This is a genomic window from Allobosea sp. TND4EK4 (assembly GCF_900156025.1).
Lineage (GTDB): Bacteria > Pseudomonadota > Alphaproteobacteria > Rhizobiales > Beijerinckiaceae > Allobosea.
Genome location: NZ_FTMO01000007.1, coordinates 174,255 through 191,448, shown reverse-complemented (window position 1 = coordinate 191,448; position 17,194 = coordinate 174,255). Strand labels below are relative to the sequence as shown.

The 17,194-nt window shown below is 67.0% G+C and carries 16 protein-coding genes; 10 read left to right on the top strand and 6 right to left on the bottom strand.

The features are described 5' to 3' along the window. Positions 1-131: 131 nt before the first annotated feature. The 3 genes from hemA to BW981_RS14195 form a co-directional block, all read right to left on the bottom strand. Complete coding sequence (hemA, locus tag BW981_RS14205) at positions 132-1,343, bottom strand: 5-aminolevulinate synthase (protein ID WP_076440251.1); 1,212 nt, start codon at positions 1,341-1,343, stop codon at positions 132-134. Between the two features lie 141 nt (positions 1,344-1,484). Then, positions 1,485-2,744 carry an allantoate amidohydrolase gene (locus BW981_RS14200; RefSeq protein WP_076440250.1) on the bottom strand — a complete coding sequence of 420 codons (1,260 nt, stop codon included), beginning with the start codon at positions 2,742-2,744 and terminating at the stop codon, positions 1,485-1,487. Positions 2,745-2,819: 75 nt separating this feature from the next. Beyond that, positions 2,820-3,566, bottom strand: a complete 747-nt coding sequence (locus BW981_RS14195) for an SDR family NAD(P)-dependent oxidoreductase (RefSeq protein ID WP_076440248.1) — start codon at positions 3,564-3,566, stop codon at positions 2,820-2,822. A gap of 474 nt (positions 3,567-4,040) precedes the next feature. Between BW981_RS14195 and BW981_RS14190 the strand changes: the two genes are divergently transcribed. The 5 genes from BW981_RS14190 (at position 4,041) to BW981_RS14170 (ending at position 9,511) form a co-directional block, all read left to right on the top strand. Continuing rightward, positions 4,041-4,847: a WecB/TagA/CpsF family glycosyltransferase gene (locus tag BW981_RS14190; RefSeq protein WP_244560327.1), complete on the top strand. Its 807-nt coding sequence runs from the start codon at positions 4,041-4,043 to the stop codon at positions 4,845-4,847. Between the two features lie 102 nt (positions 4,848-4,949). Continuing rightward, the gene (locus BW981_RS14185) at positions 4,950-5,993 is read left to right on the top strand and encodes a GMP reductase (RefSeq protein WP_076440246.1); all 1,044 of its coding nucleotides are present in this window, start codon (positions 4,950-4,952) and stop codon (positions 5,991-5,993) included. A gap of 112 nt (positions 5,994-6,105) precedes the next feature. Then, positions 6,106-7,137, top strand: a complete 1,032-nt coding sequence (locus BW981_RS14180) for an amino acid ABC transporter substrate-binding protein (RefSeq protein WP_210188670.1) — start codon at positions 6,106-6,108, stop codon at positions 7,135-7,137. Between the two features lie 164 nt (positions 7,138-7,301). Further along, positions 7,302-8,465: an amino acid ABC transporter permease gene (locus BW981_RS14175; RefSeq protein WP_076440242.1), complete on the top strand. Its 1,164-nt coding sequence runs from the start codon at positions 7,302-7,304 to the stop codon at positions 8,463-8,465. Beyond that, positions 8,462-9,511, top strand: coding sequence for an amino acid ABC transporter permease (locus BW981_RS14170; protein ID WP_139333762.1), 1,050 nt, complete (start codon positions 8,462-8,464; stop codon positions 9,509-9,511). The genes BW981_RS14175 and BW981_RS14170 overlap by 4 nt, the downstream gene beginning before the upstream one ends. A gap of 176 nt (positions 9,512-9,687) precedes the next feature. On the opposite strand, the gene BW981_RS14165 is transcribed toward BW981_RS14170, so the two are convergent. After that, a complete protein-coding gene (locus BW981_RS14165) occupies positions 9,688-10,230 on the bottom strand; it encodes a GcrA family cell cycle regulator (protein WP_076440240.1) in 543 nt (180 codons plus the stop codon). A 563-nt stretch (positions 10,231-10,793) separates the two neighbouring features. Between BW981_RS14165 and BW981_RS14160 the strand changes: the two genes are divergently transcribed. Genes BW981_RS14160 through BW981_RS14150 form a run of 3 tightly spaced genes read left to right on the top strand, consistent with a single transcriptional unit; the run spans position 10,794 to position 13,970 of the window. Further along, a complete protein-coding gene (locus BW981_RS14160; RefSeq protein WP_076440238.1) occupies positions 10,794-12,014 on the top strand; it encodes an aspartate aminotransferase family protein in 1,221 nt (406 codons plus the stop codon). A gap of 34 nt (positions 12,015-12,048) precedes the next feature. Next, positions 12,049-12,972, top strand: a complete 924-nt coding sequence (argF, locus tag BW981_RS14155) for an ornithine carbamoyltransferase (RefSeq protein WP_076440236.1) — start codon at positions 12,049-12,051, stop codon at positions 12,970-12,972. Next, positions 12,972-13,970 carry an Hsp33 family molecular chaperone gene (locus tag BW981_RS14150; RefSeq protein ID WP_076440234.1) on the top strand — a complete coding sequence of 333 codons (999 nt, stop codon included), beginning with the start codon at positions 12,972-12,974 and terminating at the stop codon, positions 13,968-13,970. Before argF ends, BW981_RS14150 begins: the two co-directional genes overlap by 1 nt. Positions 13,971-14,085: 115 nt before the next feature. On the opposite strand, the gene argE is transcribed toward BW981_RS14150, so the two are convergent. Both argE and apaG read right to left on the bottom strand, forming a co-directional pair. Then, complete coding sequence (argE, locus tag BW981_RS14145; RefSeq protein ID WP_280174201.1) at positions 14,086-15,264, bottom strand: acetylornithine deacetylase; 1,179 nt, start codon at positions 15,262-15,264, stop codon at positions 14,086-14,088. Continuing rightward, positions 15,261-15,698 (bottom strand): Co2+/Mg2+ efflux protein ApaG, encoded by a 438-nt coding sequence (apaG, locus tag BW981_RS14140; protein WP_076440232.1) that lies wholly within the window; start codon positions 15,696-15,698, stop codon positions 15,261-15,263. The genes argE and apaG overlap by 4 nt, the downstream gene beginning before the upstream one ends. Before the next feature lie 155 nt (positions 15,699-15,853). Between apaG and BW981_RS14135 the strand changes: the two genes are divergently transcribed. Both BW981_RS14135 and BW981_RS23095 read left to right on the top strand, forming a co-directional pair. Next, complete coding sequence (locus tag BW981_RS14135; RefSeq protein WP_076440230.1) at positions 15,854-16,942, top strand: 2'-deoxycytidine 5'-triphosphate deaminase; 1,089 nt, start codon at positions 15,854-15,856, stop codon at positions 16,940-16,942. 69 nt (positions 16,943-17,011) lie between these two features. Continuing rightward, positions 17,012-17,188: a hypothetical protein gene (locus BW981_RS23095; RefSeq protein ID WP_175624132.1), complete on the top strand. Its 177-nt coding sequence runs from the start codon at positions 17,012-17,014 to the stop codon at positions 17,186-17,188. Positions 17,189-17,194 lie beyond the last annotated feature (6 nt).

Sequence of the window (17,194 nt, the reverse complement as noted above, 5' to 3'; positions counted from 1 at the left end):
GACTGGCAGGGCGTCATGCTCGGGCTTGGCCCGAGCATCTCGAAACGCCTGGCAGGCGGACCGCGGGAGCCTTCTCTGGAGGCAGAGGGGTTATCCGTCGCGTTTCCCAGACAATGAACCGGGACGGGTGCCTAAGCCGCGCGCTTCAGCCCGTCCCGTGCCCAGATCGCCGTCAGCGCCGCCACCAGCCGGTCGATGTCGGCATCGCTGTGGAAGGGCGAGGGGGTGATCCTGAGCCGCTCTGTGCCGCGCGGCACCGTCGGATAGTTGATCGGCTGGACATAGATGTCGAAGCGGGCGAGCAGCTCGTCGCTGATCGCCTTGCAGGCCTTTGCCTCGCCGACCATCACCGGCACGATATGGCTGGGATTCGGCAGATGCGGAATGCCTGCGGCATCCAGCTTGCCGCGCAGCGCCCGCACCCGGTCATGCTGGCGCTCGCGCTCGGCGGAACTCTCCTTGAGATGGCTGATCGCGGCGATCGCCCCGGCCGCCACCGCCGGCGGCAGGGCGCTCGAGAAGATGAAACCCGAGGCGAAGCTGCGGATGAAATCGCAAAGCGCCGCCGAGCCGGTGATGTAGCCGCCGATCACGCCATAGGCCTTGGCCAGCGTGCCCTGGATCAGGGTGATGCGGTCCTGCAGGCACTCCCGTTCCGAAATGCCGCCGCCGCGCTCACCGTAGAGGCCGACCGCGTGGACCTCGTCGAGATAGGTCATGGCGCCGAACTCCTCGGCGATGTCGCAGAACGCCGCGATCGGAGCGACATCGCCATCCATCGAATAGACGGACTCGAAGGCGATGAGCTTGGGGCGGGCCGGGTCGAGCGCCGCCAGCTTGCGGCGCAGATCGGCGGGGTCGTTATGGGCGAAGATCAGCTTCTCGGCCCGCGAGTGGCGGATGCCTTCGATCATCGACGCGTGGTTCAGCGCATCGGTGAGTACCACGCAGCCGGGGATGCGCGCAGCCAGCGTCGAGAGCGAGGCCCAGTTCGAGACATAGCCGGAATTGAAGATCAGTGCCGCTTCCTTGCCGTGCAGATCGGCCAATTCGCGCTCCAGCAGGACATGATAGTGGTTGGTGCCGCCGATGTTGCGGGTGCCGCCGGCACCGGCGCCGCTGCCGTCGAGCGCTTCGTGCATGGCGGCGAGCACCTTGGGATGCTGGCCCATGCCGAGATAATCGTTGGAGCACCAGACGGTGACCTCGCGCGGGCCGTCTTCGCCATGATAGGTCGCGAGCGGAAAACGACCGGCCTGGCGCTCCAGATCGGCGAAGACGCGATAGCGTCCCTCATTGCGGAGTCCGTCGAGCTCGCGGCGGAAGAAATTCTCGAAATCCATGGCCAGCCTCCTGCGGCAGGCCTGTCTCTAGGCCCGGAGCGGGGATGAAGGAATGCTGCGCTGTGTCGCGGCTGGAATCCTTCTAGAGCATCGCCCGGAAATGGGTTTGCGGTTTCGCAAGAGGCGATGCTGCGGGAACACCTAGCGCAGCTGTGCCGCGAGCTCCAGCAGCGTCTCGATCAGCACGCGGATGGCGAGCCCCGCATCGGCCTCGGTCATCTTTTCCAGCGGCGAGTGGCTGATCCCCTTCTCGTTGCGCACGAACAGCATGGCGGCAGGGGCGATGGCAGCCATCGCCATCGCGTCATGCCCTGCCCCGGAGGGCAGGCGCCGCGCCGAGAGATTGCTGCCGCTGCGGGCGATGCCGGCGGCGAGAGCGTCCTGCAGTGCCGGGTCCATCGGCACGGCCGCCGCGCGCGCATAGGGCACGATCTCCAGGCCGACGCCGCGGCGCGAGGCGATGGCCGCGAACCGGTTCCGGATCTCCGTCTCCATCGCCGCCAGCGTTTCGTCCAGCGGGGCGCGGAAGTCGACCGTGAATTCGGCGGCGCCCGGGACAACGTTCGTGGCGCCGGGCTCGGGTCTCAGCACGCCGACGGTCCCGACCGCATTGTCATGGGCGGCCGCGATGGCCTCGAGCGCCAGCACCATTTCGGCGGTAGCGCTCAGCGCGTCCTTGCGCAGGGCCATCGGAACGGTGCCGGCATGGCCGGCCTCGCCGGTGACGCGCACCCTCGCCCGGCTCTGGGCATTGATGGCGGTGACGATGCCGACGGCCTCGTTCTGTGCCTCCAGCACGGGCCCCTGCTCGATATGCAGTTCGAGATAGGCCCGGAGCGATCCGGGCTCGCGCGCCAGCGCCGGGATTCCGTCCGGATCGCCGCCGAAGGCGCGCAGCGCCTGCGAGAGCGTTTCGCCATCCTCGTCCTTCGCATTCAGCCAGGCGGGGTCGTAATGGCCGGCCAGCGCCTCGGATGTCGAAAGATGCGTCGGGAAGCGGACATTCTCCTCGTCCCCGAAGGCCACGACCTCGACCGGGAAGGGCAGGGCAACCCCGGCATCGCGCAAGGCCTGGACCGCGAGGATGCCCGCGACGACGCCGAGATTGCCGTCGAAGCGCCCGCCATCCTTCACCGTGTCGATGTGGGAGCCGATCATCACCGCCGCAGCCCCGGGCACGGCGCCCTCGCGGCGGCCCTGCACCGAACCGGCGGCGTCGATGAAAGCGGTGAGCCCCGCCACCTCCATCGCGCCCTTGACCCATTCGGCCGCCTGCCGGTGGGCTGGCGACAGATAGAGCCGCGTCAGCTTGCCGGGCTCGTCGGAGAAGCGGTTGAGCCCGGCCAGCGCGGCGAAGGCGCGGGCACCGAGGACGGCGGCGGAGGGAAGAGTCTGCGTCATGGTTGGAAGATTACGCCAATCCTGGCCGGTTCGGGCACGGCGAAATTCGCAAAGCTGCTTCGCCGGTTCCGGTGGTCAGTAGGTTGCGCGCCCGCCCGAGAGGTCGAACACGCCCGCCGTGGTGAAGCTGTTCTCCGCCGAAGCCAGGAAGGCCACCATCGAGGCCACCTCCTCGGGCTGCAGGAAGCGTCCGCGCGGAATCTTGGCGAGCATGTAGCCGATATGCTCTTCGCTCATCTGGTCGAAGATGCGGGTGCGGGCCGCGGCCGGCGTGATGCAGTTCACCGCGATATCCTTGTCGGCCAGTTCCTTGCCGAGCGACTTCGTCAGAGCGATTACCGCCGCCTTCGAGGCGGAATAGGCCGAAGCGTTCGGGTTGCCCTCCTTGCCGGCGATCGATGCGACGAGGACGATGCGGCCATAATTGCGCGCGATCATGCCCGGAACCACCGCGCGGCAGCAATGCAGCGTGCCGTCGACATTGAGCCGCATCACGCGGGCCCAATCCTCCAGCGGGTATTCCCAGGTCTTGTGGTTCGGCCCGGCGATGCCGGCGCTGGTGACGAGGATGTCGATGCTGCCAAGCCGGGCTTCCAGCGCCTGGCTCGCCGCCTCGACCGCCGCTGCATCCGTGACATCGACGGCGGTCCCGACGGCCCCGTTCCCGATCTCGGCGGCGGCCTTCGCTGCAAGCGCGCCATCGACATCCCAGATCGCGACGCTCGCGCCGCTGGCGGCGAAGCGTTCGGCGACGGCGCGCCCGATTCCCTGCGCCCCGCCCGTGACGATGGCGACGCGCTTGCTCAAATCGATCCGGTTCAATGGTCATCCTCCGCGCGGGCTGATCTGCCGCAGTCCGCTTCCCCCCATCAGAGCCGAAGGCGGGGCGCCGATCAATCGCCTGACGCTCTTTCCGGCCCGCCACGCCGCCGCGGGCTTCGCCAGCCTTGCACCGGCAGCCGGACGGCCATGCCCTTGGTTAATGGCAGGTGGAGAAAACCCACAGTAATGAACACATCGTCTATGTATCGAAAAGAACCAAGATTGCCGGCGATGTCCCGATTGGTGACAGATCGTGCAAGTGCGGTTTAACCAGCCAGCCTACCGTCTGAACGGATCGTTTCGGATTGGAACAAATATCTTATGATCCGCAAAAATGGCCGTTAATGCGGCTTCGACAGTTTGAGGAAGGTCATGTTCACCTTCTGCTTGACTTCACCTTGACCTTCGGCGGCAATCGGCGATGTCATCCTCGGCATCATGAGCCTGTTTCACTTGCCGGGACAGAAGACGACCGTGCCTACAGCACTGACCATCAGCATTTCGAGCGAAGCCGACGGCCGCAAGCGGCAGCGCTACGCCAAGCGCGACATCGGCGGCATCGGCATCGCCGTCGTCAGCCGCGGCAGCGCGATCGGTGAGCTGAATGAAGCGATCGTCGAGGGCGGGCATGTGAAGCTCGCCTTCTGCAACGCCAATCTGGTGAACGTCGCGGCGGACGATGCCCCCTTGAAGCGCAGCCTCGCGACCTTCCTCGTGCTCGCCGACGGCATCGGCGTCGATATCGGGAGCTGGCTGCTCTATGCCTCCCCCTTTCCGGACAATCTGAACGGCACCGATTTCTTTCCGGCTTTCTTCGGCTCGCAGCAGCGCTCGCTCCATGTCGCGCTCCTCGGCGGTCGGCCGGGCGTTCCCGATCGTGCCGCGGCGCAGCTTGCGCAACGCTATCCCCAGCACCGCTTCAGCATCGTCTCCCATGGCTACTATTCTCCGGAGGAGGAGGAGGGGCTGCTCGAGCGGCTCAAGGCGGACCGGCCCGACATCCTGCTGGTCGCCTTCGGCAACCCGCTCCAGGAGCGTTTCATCGCCGCCAAGCTCGGTCCGCAGCATTGCGCTGTCGCGGCCGGAGTCGGTGCGTTGTTCGACTTCTTCGCCGGCGAGGTTCAGAGGGCGCCGGAAGCCTTCCGCCGGATGCGGCTGGAATGGGTCTATCGCCTCTGGCTGGAGCCCCGCCGCCTCTGGCGCCGCTATGTGCTGGGCAATCCCGCCTTCCTGATGCGGGTGCTGCGGCAATACCTCTCCGGGACCCACGCCGCGCGCTAGACGCGCTTGGTGCGCGATTTGCTTCCTCTTCCGGCGCGGGCTTAAGAACAGTTGTGCGCCGGCCGGCGTGCCGATCCGTGATTCGCCGAGACCGGGGCCGCCATGCGTATCGAGAACGATCCGAAGCTCGATTTCCGCGATGTGCTGATCCGCCCGAAGCGCTCCACGCTGGGCAGCCGGGCCCATGTCGAAGTCGAGCGCAGCTTCCGCTTCGCCCATACCGGCGGCGAATGGACCGGGTTTCCGCTGATCGCGGCCAATATGGATGTGGTCGGCACGATGGCGATGGCGCGCGCCCTGTCGCGACATGGCGCCATGGCCGCGCTTCACAAGCACTACGCCGTCGAGGAGCTGATCGCCTTCTTCCGCGAGCCGGAAGCGGCCAACGCCTTCTACTCGCTCGGCACCACCGAGGCCGACCACGACAAGCTCAAGGCCGTGCACAAACAGGCGCCGATCACCAAGATCTGCCTCGACGTCGCCAACGGCTACACCGAGAAGTTCGTCGATACCGTCAAGGCGACCCGCGAGGCCTTTCCCGAGGCTGCGATCATGGCGGGCAACGTCGTCACGGGCGACATGACCGAGGCGCTGATCCTGGCTGGCGCCGACATCGTCAAGGTCGGCATCGGCCCCGGCTCGGTCTGTACCACGCGCAAGATGACCGGTGTCGGCTACCCGCAGCTCTCCGCCATCATCGAATGCGCCGATGCAGCCCATGGCCTCAAAGGCCTGGTCTGCGGCGATGGCGGGCTGACGGTTCCCGGCGACGTCGCAAAGGCCTTCGGCGGCGGCGCCGACTTCGTGATGATGGGCGGCATGCTCGCCGGCCATGACGAATGCGAGGGCGATATCCGCTACGAGGAGCGCGGCGGCGAGCGCGTGCCGGTCGCGATGACCTTCTACGGCATGTCGTCGGACACGGCGATGAAGAAGTATGCCGGCGGCGTCGCCCGCTACCGCGCCTCCGAAGGGAAAACCGTCGAGGTGCCTTATCGCGGTCCGGTCGAAGGCACGATGCTTGATCTGATCGGCGGCGTGCGCTCGGCCATGACCTATATCGGCGCCGTCCGCCTCAAGGAAATGCCGAAGCGCACCACCTTCATCATGGTCGGCAGCCAGCTCAACACGGTGTTCGGCAGCTGATCTACGGCGCTCTGGCAACAGCAGGACGCAAAACCGATTCCCCTTTCCGCCGCAATCCCTATAGTCCGCGCTTCGACACGGAAAAGCCGCAAACGGCGACGGGAGACGGATGATGAAGATCAGGACTTTGGTTGCGGCGGCGGCGCTCGCTTCGGTCGGCTCGCTGGCACAGGCGCAGCAGCTGGCGCCGAGCCCGACGCTCGATGCCGTGAAGGCGCGTGGCCATCTCGAATGCGGCGTGCATCTGGGCCTGCCCGGCTTCTCCTTCGCCAACGACAAGGGCGAGTGGACCGGCCTCGACGTCGATTACTGCCGCGCGCTCGCTGCTGCCATCTTCGGCGACGCCAGCAAGGTCAAGTATACGCCGACCTCCGTCCAGCAGCGCTGGCCGATCCTGCAGTCGGGCCAGGTCGACGTGCTGGCGCGCAACTCGACCATCACTTTCTCGCGCAACGCCACGCTGGGCCTCAATTTCCAGGGCATCAACTTCTACGAGGGCCAGACCTTCATCGTCCGCAAGTCCACCGGCGTGAAGGAGGCGGAGGGCCTCGACGGCGCTTCGGTCTGCGTCGCCGCCGGCTCGACCGAGGAAAAGAACGCCGCCGACTGGTTCCGTGAGCGTAACCTCAAGGTCACCATCACGAACTTCCAGAAGAACGACGATGCCATCGCGGCCTATGATGCCGGCCGCTGCGACGCCTACACCGCCGGCGTCGGCGCGCTGGCCGGCCAGCGCATCAAGCTCAAGGCTCCCGACGACCATATCATCCTGACCAAGCCGATCTCGAACGACCCGCAGGGCCCGGTGACCCGCTGGGGCGACGAACGCTGGCAGCTCATCGTCCGCTGGGTGCTGAACGGCACGATCGCGGCCGAGATGCTCGGCGTCACCTCCAAGAACGTGGACGAGATGAAGGCGAGCTCGAAGAACTCCGAAGTTCGCCGCCTGCTCGGCGCCGAGGGCGGTTTTGGCGAGATGATGGGCCTCCCCAACGACTGGATGTTCAAGGCGATCAAGCAGGTCGGCAATTACGGCGAGAGCTATGAGCGCACCGTCGGCATGGCCTCGCCGCTCAAGCTCGAGCGCGGCCAGAACCAGCTCTGGGTCAAGGGCGGCCTGCTGTTCACCCCGCCTTTCCAGTGAGAGTGACGCTGTCATTCCGGAGCACGCCGAAGGCGTGAACCCGGAACCCGCGACTGGGTTGGGCCGGTCATCGCCATTCTTCATCGCTCACCCTGTCGTGGGTTCCGGGTTCTCCGCTGCGCGAAGCCCCGGAATGACATTCCACCCCGAATGACGGTCCCGCCTTGACCAGCCCTCTCTCCCTCCTCAACGACAAGCGCGTGCGCGACTGGATCTACCAGATCGCGCTCGTCGTGTTTCTGGTGGCGCTTGCCGTCTTCTTCGTGCGCAACGCCTCGGAGAACATGGTCAAGGCCGGCATTGCCTCGGGCTTCGGCTTCCTGTGGCGCACCTCGGGCATCGAGGTGCCCTTCGTCCTCACCGGCTACACCCAGGCCGACAATATTCTGGGCCTGTTCTGGGTCGGTGTCGCCAACACGATGCTGGTCAGCGTGATTGCGGTGGTGCTGTCGACGCTGCTCGGCTTCGTCATCGGCGTCGCGCGGCTCTCCTCGCACTGGCTGCTTTCGGCCATCGCCGGCGCCTATATCGAATTCGTCCGCAACATCCCGCTGCTGTTCTTCGTGCTCTTCTGGTATTTCGGCGTCATCGCGGCGCTGCCGCAGCCGCGCCAGAGCCTCAGCGTCTTCGGCGTGGCCTTCCTGAACAACCGCGGCCTCACCATCCCTCTTCCGGATGGGCTCGAGAGCCTGCGCGTCGCCGGGCTGCTCATCCTCGCCTGCCTCGTCGGCTATATCGCCTTCGCTCTATGGGGGCGGCGCCGTCAGGAGCGCACCGGCCGCCACGCGCCGACCCTGCGGGTCGGCCTCGTGCTGCTCGTGGCCGTGCCGCTGCTGGCGTTGACCTGGGCGGTGCTGGCGACGCGCTGGGATGTACCGGCCCTGCGCGGCTTCAACTATCGCGGCGGTTTCGTCGTCATTCCGGAATTCGTCGCGCTCCTGGCCGCACTCGTCACCTACACGGCCGGCTTCATCGCCGAGATCGTGCGCGGCGGCATTCAGTCCGTGTCCCATGGCCAGACCGAGGCCGGGGCGGCGCTCGGCCTGCGGCCCGGCCAGATCCTGCGCCTTGTCACCATCCCGCAGGCGCTGCGGGTGATGATCCCGCCGATGACCAACCAGTATCTCAACGTGCTGAAGAACTCTTCCTTCGGCGCGGCCATCGCCTATCCCGACCTGGTCAGCCTGTTCATGGGCTCGGCGCTCAACAACACCGGCCAGGCGATCGAGATCATCGCGATGACGCTCGCCGTCTATCTCGTGATCGGGCTCGCCGTGTCCGCGCTGATGAACTGGTACAATGCCCGCATCGCCCTGGTGACGCGATGAGCGCTCCCGCCACCTCCTCGGTCTCCCTTTGGCGCGAGCGCCTGTTGGGCACGCCCTTCACCGCCTTCGTCACGGTGGTGCTGGCACTGGCCATCGCCTGGGTCGCCGTGCCGCTGATCCGCTGGGCCTTGATCGACGCGACCTTTCGCGGCACGACGCGGGCGGACTGCACGGCCGGCGGCGCCTGCTGGGTCTTCATCCGGGCCCGCTTCGGCCAGTTCATGTACGGGTTCTACCCGGCCGACCAGCGCTGGCGGCCCGATCTCGCCGGCATCGCCTTCGTGCTCGGCATTGCCTCCGTCGTCCTGGCACCGCAGCGCCTCAAGCTCAGCCTGGGCCTCGCCATGCTGATCATCCTGCCGCTGCTCGGCATCTGGCTGATCGGCGGCGGTTTTGGCCTGCGCCCGGTGGAGACGCGCGACTGGGGCGGGCTGATGCTCACCCTGTTCATTTCGATCTATGCCAGCCTGATCGCGATTCCGCTCGGCATCCTGTTCGCGCTCGGCCGGCAGTCGGAATTGCGGATCGTCCGGCTGGTCAGCGTCATCTTCATCGAGTTCTGGCGCGGCGTCCCGATCATCGCGGTGATCTTCCTCGCCTCGCTGCTGCTGCCGCTGATCATGCCGGGCGGCATCGACATCGACCGGCTGGCCCGGGCAGTGATCGGGCTTGGCCTCGTCATCGCGGCCTATATGGCGGAAGCCGTGCGAGGTGGCCTGCAGGCCCTGCCCAAGGGCCAGCGCGAGGCGGCGACCGCGCTCGGCCTGACCTATTGGAAGGCGACCGGCCTCATCGTCCTGCCGCAGGCGCTGCGCATCTCGCTGCCGGCGATGACGAACGAGTTCATCGCCCTGATCAAGAACACGACGCTTGTGCTCGTCGTCTCGATCCTCGATCTGCTCGGCATCGCCCAGGCCTCGCTCGCCGACCCCAATTGGGTCGGCATGAACATGGAGGCCTATGCCTTCTCGGGTGCGATCTACTGGCTGATCTGCTTTGGGCTCTCGCGCTGGAGCCGCTCGCTGGAGAAACGGCGGCGTCTGTAAGAGGCGGCTCGGCCGTCATTCGCGGGGCGAGCGAAGCGCAGGTCCGCCAATCGCTTTGGGCCGCCGCTCTTAGCCAGAGGCTCGGATCGGGCCCGAGCACGACGCCTTCGGACACGACAACAAAAAACCGGCCGCGCGGGCCGGTTTTCCATATCCTGACGGACGAAGAGGGCCGCTCAGGCCCGCGCCTTGCTCCGGTCGCGGCGGCGGTCGGCAGCCGGCTGGTAGGCGATGCGGGCGTGGTGGGTGCAATAGGGCAGGCCGGTCTGCGAGCGCGCTCCGCAGAAGCGGAACTCCGCGGTGGTGGGGTCGCCCATCGGCCAGCGGCACATGTATTCGCGCAGGTCCATGATGGTGACGCGCTCGGAGAACGGGATCACCACATCCTCGGAGACCTGGGGCACGGCGCGCACGTCCGTTTCGGGCTCGGCCTCGAAATCGGGTGCCAGCGCGTTGGCGCCGCGGGTCTGGGCTGGCGCCGCCATCGGATGGCTCGGCGCGCGAGGAGGCTGCTTGCGCGGCGCTGCGTTGCGCGGGGCCGCCGGCGCCGCGGCGCTCTTCGCACGGCCCGAGAGGCCGAGCCGGTGCACCTTGCCGATCACAGCGTTACGCGTGACGCTTCCGAGCTCGGCCGCGATCTGGCTCGCGCTCAGACCGTCGCTCCAGAGCTTCTTGAGCAGTTCGACCCGCTCGTCCGTCCATGCTCCGGCTTCGTTCATCCGCATCACCTGTCTGTCGGGGCGGCTTCGGAGGAAGTCGCCCGTGAGGGTGCTTCGCTTGGAATCCAAAGTCGCGGCTTCTGCCATGAGGGCAAAAACCGTTGCTGTCGCAACAGGCTGGACTGGGGACGCCGCACGAAATGTCGTATCTGACGAGGGCGACCATACAAGGGGCAGTGACTCCCGGACAAGAGTCGCCGAATCAGAAAACATCTTTTCCCCAGCCGAGTGCCGATTGCGCGGGCAAGAGAATCTTTTCGGCAACACCTCGCCGGAGCCGGGTGTGCCGGCGGCGTCATTGACAGGGCGGACGGCATTCAGCATATTTATCCACAAGGTCGCCGCCCGTTGGGGCGGCGCTTATGTTTTGTGGAACGGGATCGCTCCCGAGTCAGGGCTTGACGATGCGGATGACGGCGCGACGAGAGGTCGGCAAAGGGCTGCGACGATAACGTCGTCGCCGGGTCGTTTTTTGGCTGCAGGCTGCAGCATCACACCCGGATCGCGTTTTCGACCCCAGCGCCCATCCGGTCTCACCCGTCCCCTCGCGAGGATCTGACGTCATGGCCTCCGCTTCCGTTTCTGCTTCCCCATCCGTTCTCCTGCCGACCTATGCCCGCGCCCCCGTCGCGTTCGAGCGCGGCGAAGGCCCTTGGGCCATCACTGCCGATGGTACCCGCTATCTCGATTTCGGCGCCGGCATCGCCGTCAACGCGCTTGGCCATGCCCATCCGCATCTGGTCAAGACGCTGACCGAGCAGGCCGGCAAGATCTGGCACACCTCGAACCTCTATGGCGCGCCGGATGGCGAGCGCCTGGCGCGCCGTCTCTGCGAGGCTACTTTCGCCGAACGGGTGTTCTTCACCAATTCGGGGGCCGAGGCCAATGAGTGCGCCATCAAGATGGCGCGGAAATACCATGCCGCGAAGGGTCATCCCGAGCGCTACCACATCATCACCTTCGAAGGCGCCTTCCACGGCCGCACGCTCGCGACCATCGCCGCCGGGGGCCAGCAGAAATACATTGACGGCTTCGGCCCCAAGGTCGACGGCTTCGATCAGGTGCCCTTCGACGACGAGAAGGCGCTGCGCGCGGCCATCACGCCCGAGACCGCGGCGCTGATGATCGAGCCGATCCAGGGTGAGGGCGGCCTGCGCACCGTTCCGGGCCGTTTCCTCAAGCTCCTGCGTGAGCTGTGCGACGAGCACGGCCTCCTGCTGATCTTCGATGAGATCCAGACCGGTGTCGGCCGGACCGGCAAGTTCTTCGCCCATGAGCATTACGGCGTGACGCCCGACATCATGTCGATCGCCAAGGGCATCGGCGGCGGTTTCCCGATGGGCGCCTGCCTGGCGACCGAGGAAGCGGCCTCCGGCATGACGCTCGGCACCCATGGCACCACTTTCGGCGGCAATCCGCTGGCCATGGCGGTCGGCAACGCCGTGCTCGACGTCGTGCTGGAGCCGGCCTTCATCGACCATGTCCGACAGGTCGCGCTCAGGCTCAAGCAGTCGCTGGCCGAGCTGAAGGACAAGCATCCGCAGGTGATCGAGGAGATCCGCGGCGAAGGCCTGATGCTTGGCCTCAAGCTGCGCACGCTCAACACCGAATTCGTCAATGAGGCGCGTGCCCACGGCATCCTTGTCGTCGGCGCGGGCGACAATGTCGTGCGCCTGCTGCCGCCGCTGATCATTTCGGACGCCGATGTGGCCGAGGCGGTCAAGCGGCTCGACGCCGCCGCGAGCGCCGTCGAGGCCGGCCTGAAGCGGCCGGCGGCCGAGTAATCTCATTCCTCCCAGCGAAGCGAAGGAAGCGCCCGTGACGCGCCATTTCCTCGACCTTTCCGATTTCTCCGGAGCCGAACTGCGCGCCATCCTGCGCGCGGGCGAGGAGATGAAGGCGCGACGCCGCACGCCCGAAGCCGCCGGGGACCGCCTGCTCGAGGGCAAGGTCGTCGCCATGGTGTTCGAGCAGCCGTCCCTGCGTACCCGCGTCTCCTTCGACGTCGGCATCCGCGAGCTCGGCGGCTCGCCGATGATGGTCACCGGCCGCGAGATCGAACTCGGCGAGCGCGAGACCATCGCCGATACCGCGCGCGTGCTGTCGCGCTATGTCGACGCGATCATGATCCGCATGCTCGACCACGATGCCGTCGTCGAGATGGCGAAATACGCCTCCGTTCCGGTCATCAACGGCCTGACGAAGCGCCAGCATCCCTGCCAGGTCATGGCCGACGTCATGACCTTCGAGGAACGCAAGGGCTCGATCGCCGGCAAGCGCATCGCCTGGACCGGCGACACGAACAATGTGCTGACCTCCTGGGTCCACGCTGCCGGCCGGCTCGATTTCGAGCTTGCCATCGCGACCCCCGAAGAGCTGGCGCCTCCGCCAGCCCTGATCCAATGGGCGAAGAAGCAGGGCGCGAAGCTCTCGCTGACCACGCGGCCCGAGGAGGCGGTCGAGGGAGCCGATTGCGTCATCACCGATTGCTGGGTCTCGATGGGCGACGACGACGAAGGCACGCGCCACAACCTGCTGCGGCCCTATCAGGTCGACGACCGGCTGATGGACCGCGCCGAGAAGGAAGCGATCTTCATGCACTGCCTGCCGGCGACGCGCGGCGAGGAGGTCACGGACGAGGTGATGGACGGCCCGCACTCGGCCGTGTTCGACGAGGCCGAGAACCGCCTGCACGCGCAGAAGGGCATTCTCGCCTGGTGCTTCGGCGGGGTCCCGGCCTGATGGCCGACCAAGCTCGGGGTGCCTCACCCGACGACCGGGTCGTTCCCTTTGCCGTGCCCGATCTCGACGTGCGCGGGCGCGTTGTGCGGCTGGGCGCCTCGATCGACACCATCCTCGACCGGCACGGCTATCCCGCGCCGGTCTCGCGCGTGCTGGGCGAGGCGGCGGCTCTCACCGTGCTGCTCGGCACGGCGCTGAAATTCGAGGGCCGTTTCCAGCTCCAGACCAAGAGCGACGGGCCGATCTCGATGATGGTCGTCGATTTCAACGCCCCGGATAATTTCCGGGCGGTCGCCCATATCGACGAGGCCAAGCTGGCCGAGGCGATCGCGCTCGACAAGGTCTCGACCGGAGATCTGCTCGGTGAGGGCCATCTCGCCATGACCATCGATCAGGGCTCGGCCACGACGCGCTACCAGGGAATCGTGCAACTCCAGCGCCAGAGTCTGGAAGAGGCGGCGCACCAGTATTTCCTGCAGTCGGAACAGATCCCGACGCGGGTGCGGCTGGGTGTCGGCACGGTGACGAGCGGCGGAAAGCCGCAATGGCGTGCCGGCGGCATCCTCGTCCAGTTCATGCCGCATTCGCCGGACCGGCTGCGCGCTGCCGACATCCATCCGGGCGATGCGCCGGAGGGCCATGACATCCTGACCAGCCAGGACCCGGACGGCATCGAGGACGATGCCTGGACCGAGGCCCGCTCGCTGGTCGAGACGGTCGAGGATCACGAACTGCTGGACCCGATGCTGGAGAGCGAGCGCCTGCTCTATCGGCTCTTCCACGAGCGCGGGGCGCGGGTATTCGAGCCGGTGGCGGTTCACGAGGCGTGCCGCTGCTCGCGCGAGCGGGTGCTGTCGATGCTGCGCGGCTTCTCGCCGGAGGATCGCCGCGCCATGGTCGCCGATGACGGCCAGCTCGGCGTCACCTGCGAGTTCTGCTCCCGGCGCTATTCGTTCGAGCCGTCCGAGGTCGAGGCTGGGACGTCAGCCGGGTCTTGAGCTTCGCCGTCAGTCTCGGGCGCCGCGAAGTGGCGACCCGAGCCTCCCATGAAGGAAGAAAGCGGGAAGCTTTCTCGTCGTGAGATGCTCGGGTCGAGCCCGAGCATGACGCGTCCTACGAGCCCCGGCACTCCGCCATCAGCTTGCGCATGAAGGCCTCCCCGGCCTGCAACTGCTCCAGCGTGATGTATTCGTCAGGCTGGTGCGCCTGGTCGATCGAGCCCGGCCCGCAGACGACGGTCGGCAGGCCCGCGCGCTGGAAATGCCCGGCCTCCGTCGCATAGGCGACGGCGATGGTGTCGTTGCGGCCCGAGAGCCGCATGGCAAGCCGCTCGGCCTGCGAGCCCGGATCCGGTGCCAGCCCCGGCACGTCCGAGGTCATCGCCGTTTCGATCGTGGAGGACGGCGCTGTCTCGCGCATCCGCGCCAGCACGGTCTCCACCCTGGCGGTGAAGCGAGCCGGCCCTGCCTCCGGATCGGAGCCAGGCAGGGTGCGGATTTCCCAGGAGAGTTCGGCCTTGTCGGCGAGGATGTTGCGGGCGATGCCGCCATGGAACTTGCCGACATGGACGGTGTCGTAGGGCGGGTCGAACCGCCCGCTCCCGTCCGGCCGCTCCTTGGCCTCCTCCTGCATGCTGTCGAGCTCGGCCGCCAGCAGGGCGCCGGCATGCACCGCGCTGGCGCCCAGATGCGGCTTGGAAGAGTGGGCGGCGAACCCGGTAATCGTGGTCAGGAAGGTGCGGATGCCCTTGTGCGCGTCGGCGATGTCGAGCGATGTCGGCTCGCCGACGATGACGGCTGTCGGGCGCGGCAGGGTCTTGCCCATCGCGGCGATGCCGTCGATCACGCCGAGGCAGGTCACCTCTTCGTCATAGGACAGGAACAGATGGATCGGCGTCGCGAGGTCTGCCGCCAGGAAATCGGGCACGAGGGCCAGCGCCAGCGCGACGAAGCCCTTCATGTCGACCGCGCCGCGGCCATAAGCGCGCCCGTTCTCGATATGCAGCGTGAAGGGATCGCGGCTCCAGGGCTGGCCTTCGACCGGCACCACATCGGTATGGCCGGAGAGGACGACCCCGCCGCGATCCTGCGGGCCGAGCGTGGCGAACAGCGCCGCCTTGTCGCCCGCCGCATTGGGGAAGCGATGGCAGGTCACGCCCCAGCCGGCGAGGTAATCCTCGACGAAATCGATCAGCGGCAGGTTGGATCTGTGGCTCACCGTATCGAAGGCGACGAGACGGGCGAGCATGTCGAGCGGCGTATAGCGCTGCCCGGCTTTGGAGGCGGCAGTCAATGCAGGACCTTCTTCACATAAGGGGAATCGAGCGGGAACAGCGGCACGGCGACGTCGAAGGTTGCCCCGCGCTCGTCCTGCATGGTGTAGGCGCCTTCCATCGAGCCGTGTGGCGTCGCCAGCGGGCAGCCCGAGGTGTAGCTGAAGCTCTCGCCCGGACGCAGGACCGGCTGCTGGCCGACCACGCCCTCGCCGCTCACCTCATGGACCTGGCCCCGGCCATCGGTGATGGTCCAATGCCGGGTCAGCAATTGCAGCACGTCGCCCGAAAGGTTCATGATCTCGATCGCATAGGCCCAGAAATAGCGGCTCTGCTCATGCGAGGATTCCGCTTCCATGAAACGCGGCTCGGCGGTGACGCGCACGCCATGGGTCTCGGCCCGATAGACGGCCTGAGTCTCTTGCCGGCCCGCGCTCTGTCGATCCTTCGCCATGCGCCAGTTATGGTGGCGTGAGCCGGGGCGTCAATGGTCCGTGCAGTTCAGACGAGCGTGGACAACGCGTCATAGCGGCGCTCCATCGTGCCGCCTTGCCTTGGCCTTTGACGCGGCCTTCGCTAGCAATGACCGATTATCCTCCCGGAACACGCATGCTGCCCTTCAATCCCGGCATCCAGCCCGACAGCTCCATCCGCGCCTTCATCGAGCAGGGCGCGATCCGGCTCGCCTATCCGCCGGCCGATGGCCAGATCCAGCCGGCGAGCCTCGATCTCAGGCTCGGCGCCCGCGCCTATCGCGTTCGCGCCAGCTTCCTGCCGGGGCCGGAGCGTACGGTGCGCAGCCGTATCGAGGATCTCTCGCTGCATGAGATCGACCTGACGCAAGGTGCGGTTCTGGAGACCGGCTGCGTCTATATCGCCGAGTTGATGGAGGGATTGAGCCTGCCGAAGGGTTTGCGGGCGGCTGCCAATCCCAAGAGCTCGACCGGCCGGCTCGATGTCTTCACCCGCGTCATCACCGATCGCGCCCGCGAGTTCGATCTCGTCGAGGACGGCTATGACGGCCCGCTCTTCATCGAGATTTCGCCGCGTACCTTCCCTGTTCTGGTCCGCAGTGGCTCGCGGCTCTCGCAGATCCGATTCCGCTCCGGCGAGACACGGCTCGACGATCGCGCGCTGGAGGAGGTCCACGCCCGCGAGACGCTCGTCTCGGCCGCCGTGCCTTCCTTCCAGGGCGGCGTCGCCGTCAGCGTCGATCTCTCCGGCTTCGGGGGGCTGCTCGGCTATCGCGGCAAGCACCACACGGCGCTGATCGATGTCGACCGCGTCGGCGCCTATCGCGCGGCCGAATTCTGGGAGCCGATCCCGGATGACCGCTCCGGCGCCATGATCCTAGACCCTGGACAGTTCTATATCCTCGCCTCGAAGGAAGCGGTCCACGTCCCGCCGGATTATGCCGCCGAGATGACGCCCTTCGACGCGCTCGTGGGCGAATTTCGGGTGCATTATGCCGGCTTCTTCGATCCCGGCTTCGGCCACGCGGCGGCCGGGGGGCGCGGCGCGCGCGCGGTGCTGGAGGTGCGCTCGCGGGACGTGCCCTTCATCATCGAAGACGGGCAGACCGTCGGCCGGCTGGTCTACGAGGCGATGGCGGCGCGGCCGGAAGCCCTCTACGGCTCCGGACTGAAGTCGAACTATCAGGGCCAGGCGCTCAAGCTCTCGAAGCATTTCATCGACTGACCGACGGCGAGAACGCCCTGCGTCACCCGGCCGCTTTCATGAAGCGGGGTTCGGCGCTATTCATGAGCCATGGCCGAGGTCGAACCCCGCTCAGGATCTGAAGACGGTTCGTCGAGCCGCACCGGCATCCTGCTGCTCTGCGCGGGCGCCTTCGCACTGCTGCTGACGGGGCTGCTGCTCTGGTGGCGCGAGGGCAGCCGCCTCTTCACCGACGGGCTGATCGCCGCCATCGTCGCCTGCTTCTAGCCGCCT